The following is a 3,996-nucleotide window of genomic DNA, read 5'->3' on the forward strand; positions in this document are numbered from 1 at the left end:
GCTTTACGTTGCTAATGTAAACGGATGCTTTACATGGTAGAATTTCTATTGCCTTGAACTTACCTAAGAGCGCCCTTCCCTGTCTCATTGGGCCGACCGTTCTCAGCAAGCCTGACAAGGTAGATTTACATCCGTTAATCTACATTATCGGACATAGGGTGTGATGCATGAGATCATCCTTAAAAGGCCTTTCTAAGGTGCTGACCTGGAGCAGGTCGACGATGTTTTCTGCCTTCACTCCAATTATGTGCGACGACCGCTAGGCATTAGCACTCGACCTTTATCCTTCATGGAACAGATGTTCGATGTGCGTGACGTGCCCGGCCTTGACGCCAACGCGCGCCTCAGCCTGCCGCATGAATTTCTTGTTGAGATCGCGGGCCAGCGTTTCGCCGTCCTTGATCGGCTCAACACTGTAGGTTTTGATTGCCCAGGAGATGTCGCACTGCCAGTCAGTATGGCGGCTGCGCGTATGCCACTGCTTCATGGCCTGGTCTCCGCACCGCGCCGCGTCGGTGTGACTCCAGCCATTCACCTCTGCCATCCAGGCCAAAGCAGCATCCTGCCTGCCCTCGGTCATGGTCTTTCCCCAGTGACGCACGCCATGGCAGTCAGGGCAGAGGGAAATCACCCCTTTGAGGGTCTGGATCCGCCGCTCGTCGTCATAGGCCCACCCTTCGTCAGCTTCGACCGGCCATTGGGGACCCCGTCCTCCGCACACCCGGCAACGGGACCCGGAGCGGGCATAGGCATCCTTCCGGATCCGGCTCCAGTCTTCGGGCGCCAGGAAGGCGCGCAGATTAAAGCCCCACAGAGCCTGCGGCACCATCCACGGACGGATGTAGGGGGCCTTGCGGTCCGGCCGATACCGGTAAGGGACGAAAGGCAGGAGAGCATCGAGCTTGTCCCGCTGCACCATCCAGCACTTCTGCTCCCCGTTAAACGTGGCACCGGCCCGGGCTGCTGCCTTACGGCGCTCAAACGGGACGCAAAGAGGAATGAGTGTCGTCAAGGCAATCACCACAAAAGGGACGTCCGAGCGTAGCCGCCATGGAAAGACGAAGTATCGGGACGCTCGAGATCCGGGATCATTCTCCCGTTTCGGGGCCACGCTAACGTTATCAATCCAACCCATCAAAACATGGGATTGAATACCTAGCCTTCTCGCCCGCGTGTCAGAACAGGATGTCCATGAACGCCGCTTTTGGGCTTTCGCGCAGATCGGGAGTCTTGTGGAAAGTTGCTCCCGGCAAGAGGGTTCTGTATCGATTTTCGTCCGGATGGCCGTAGGCATTGGGATACGAGCAGGAGAATATCACGTCTAAAGTAGCAGCTTTAGGCCAATTTCTCAGTAGATCTTTGGTAAAATTAGTCCAGTGTGTCGCTGCGCCATGATGAAAGGCAACAATTGCCCTGAGCTTTACGCCTTGCTTCTCCAAACTGACAAAGGAAGCGATCTTATCGAAAGGAGCATCACCCGGAAGCAGGATGGCTTCGGCGTTATTGCCCGTACCATGAACAATGGCGAGCGCGACGCCGCTCTTATTGCAATCCTCGCCCTTGGCAAATGCTCCGGGGAACGCACCAATTTTCTGGGCAAGAATGCGGTCGCCGTTTTGAGCGACGAAGGAAATTGATCGACCGACATGTGTTTCGGGAATGCAATGCATGTCGTCGACTGTCGCAGAAAATGTCACCGCCCGCGGTGAGGTCAATTGGCGTGGTACCAGCCATTTGGCTCTCTTTGCCTGGCTTCCTCTCGATGCCGACTTCCAGTGATCCTCGTCCCAGTGCGTCAGCATCAGAAGCGTATTCTGGGACACTGGCATTTTGGCATCGACGTCTGCGTCTTGATCGAAGGGGTTGTATGCGTTGCCACCGTAGTCAAGTTGAAGCGGCACCAGGTTGGTGCCTCCCATATCCGCCAGTATAGCTATCGAGTCTCCTTGTCCGACATCGAAAACGCGCACACCTAGAATTTCCGATGCAGCCGACAATGGCTGAATTCCGGAAATATTGACCACGTCCGGGCTCGTAATGGCTTCTCTGGGGCGATCACTCATTTTAGCGTCCTACGTTCCTGAGTGTCGAGGGATCCAGATCAGGCTGCTCCGAACGGCCTGGTTCAGGCCCAACACCGGGCTCAGGGGGGAGCGGTTCCGTTGAGCCGCCAGTGTCTTCTCCAAAATCAGCGTCAGGGATGTGCACCAGAGAGAATATGTCCCTAAGCGAGTATTCTGTCAGGAGTGGTACGGTATCCAATAATACAAGGCTGCCCTGAATATACTGGTCAGCGGACAACTCTGGAGCACCAATAAAGATGGGAATCCCTGTATCTGAAGGTTGTCTTACGCCTACAAAATACCACGCTCCAGGGTTAATGGTATTTCTGTAATATTGATAATCCGCATCCTTCGACCCAATATAAATGTCAAGAATAGGGAGCGGTTTGCCATCAAATACCTCGTTCAGCTGAGTCTTCCGTTGCCTGCGCTGATTGTCTGTAACGTTATCGTGGTCCAATACTGCGAACTCGGACATGTTCTGCTGGAACTCTTCGACTTTGATACCGCTGGCGCGAATGCGCCAGGACCGATCTCTGAGTGTCTCGTTTATGATATTATTGTCGAATGGCCTTTCGTCTGGGCGCATTATCCCGTCCGGATTTATCGGTCCAACCTCCTCTACAAACACGTAGTACATTTGCTCGTGAAAACACTCATCAAAGTACCGGGAGAGAATCAAGAACCGATGATCATAATGCTGGTGCTTCAAAACTATACGAACCTTTCAACAACGGCGAGCCATGCCCAGTAAACCACCAACGCGAGGCCGCTTATCAGAGTGTGTCCGTCACGTCGACGCGCCTCCGCACCGGCGCTTATATTCTGTACCGGAAGGAACACTGTGTCACATACTACAGAGGTAAGCGCACTGCGCGAACTTCTCTAAAACTCCTTGAAGTGCGCCTTAGCGTGTCGACTACAACGCTCCCAATTGCCAGAAATCGGCTTTAACGAGCGGCAGTCGAACTCGCGAAAGTCGAGTTCGGGACACCTGCTAGTCTTACTGCACTCACAACCGCCCGCGATACCGTTGTCTGGCAGCGGGCTTCCTCCGCCGCATCATCAAGGTCTCAGATTGGAGAAGCAGACATGACCAGAGTTCTTTATGGCGACAGCCGCGCCCTCGCCCGTGCTGAAGACCAGGGTTTCGTTCACTGTGTTCGTGACGACGCGTCTCTGGAGACGTTCCTCAAGGAAGGACACGGCACAATCTTGGTGCATGCAGACAGCGCAGAGGGCGTGATGCGCCGGTTCCCTCGCCTCGCGAGCGCAGACGTCACGATTGAAGCCGCCGCCTGATCTGACGCTCAGAAGGCCGGATCATACGCCGATCAGGGTTTCTATAGCCCCAGGCGTGTGACCCCGGCCCGATACAGTCCTTCGAACAGATCCCCAAGCGCCAGGCGCCGTCGGAAGGTCAGGCGTCGTTGAGCCAGATGATACATCCGGTCGTGCAGCAGATGGCAGCGCTGACAGAGGGCACGCAGATTGCGCAGCCGGTTGCTGGTGGGATCATGATTCAGATGGGCCGCTGCCAGAACCACCTTCGTCTGTCGTATTTGCAGGTGCTCGATCAGGTCCGGAGGCGAGATGCGCCTGCCCCGGCCATTGAACCAGTGCCCCGTCTCCGGATGCTTCCACCGGCCACCCGGCAGCACCTGAAGATGATGTCCATGCGGCCGACCGCAGCGCTGACAGACACCCCCTGCCCGCTCGAACCGCACCTGTCGGCTCAGTTCGGGCCAGTTGGGAGGGTAAAGCGCTTTCAGTTCCGGTCGGATCGGCATTCAGTCTTCGTTAACACATTTCCGGCCTGCGTTGGACAGTGTTTGTTCTCCTCTCTGTCCTACCCCGGCTTCGTGCTATCAGAAGCCAGGTTCTGGTTTCGCGGAGGCGTTCATGCTCAGCCATCTTCACATCGCAGGCTCGG

At 55.7% G+C, this 3,996-nt stretch carries 5 protein-coding genes; 1 reads left to right on the top strand and 4 read right to left on the bottom strand.

The genetic code is table 11. The features are described from left to right. Positions 1-280: 280 nt before the first annotated feature. The 3 genes from R5H23_RS16285 to R5H23_RS16295 all read right to left on the bottom strand — a co-directional run bounded on the left by R5H23_RS16285 (position 281) and on the right by R5H23_RS16295 (position 2,775). On the bottom strand, positions 281-1,111 hold the full coding sequence (locus tag R5H23_RS16285) for a hypothetical protein (RefSeq protein ID WP_317216071.1): 831 nt from the start codon (positions 1,109-1,111) through the stop codon (positions 281-283). Between the two features lie 64 nt (positions 1,112-1,175). Continuing rightward, positions 1,176-2,063: a hypothetical protein gene (locus R5H23_RS16290; RefSeq protein ID WP_317216072.1), complete on the bottom strand. Its 888-nt coding sequence runs from the start codon at positions 2,061-2,063 to the stop codon at positions 1,176-1,178. Position 2,064: 1 nt separating this feature from the next. Further along, positions 2,065-2,775 (bottom strand): hypothetical protein, encoded by a 711-nt coding sequence (locus tag R5H23_RS16295; RefSeq protein ID WP_317216074.1) that lies wholly within the window; start codon positions 2,773-2,775, stop codon positions 2,065-2,067. A gap of 380 nt (positions 2,776-3,155) precedes the next feature. Between R5H23_RS16295 and R5H23_RS16300 the strand changes: the two genes are divergently transcribed. Further along, positions 3,156-3,365, top strand: coding sequence for a hypothetical protein (locus R5H23_RS16300; RefSeq protein ID WP_317216075.1), 210 nt, complete (start codon positions 3,156-3,158; stop codon positions 3,363-3,365). A gap of 41 nt (positions 3,366-3,406) precedes the next feature. On the opposite strand, the gene R5H23_RS16305 is transcribed toward R5H23_RS16300, so the two are convergent. Beyond that, entirely contained in the window at positions 3,407-3,853 is a 447-nt protein-coding gene (locus R5H23_RS16305; RefSeq protein WP_317216076.1) for a hypothetical protein, read from the bottom strand. Positions 3,854-3,996: the final 143 nt, after the last annotated feature.

Source organism: Gluconobacter sp. GP1 (assembly GCF_032913585.1).
In the GTDB taxonomy this organism is placed as follows: domain Bacteria; phylum Pseudomonadota; class Alphaproteobacteria; order Acetobacterales; family Acetobacteraceae; genus Gluconobacter; species Gluconobacter cerinus.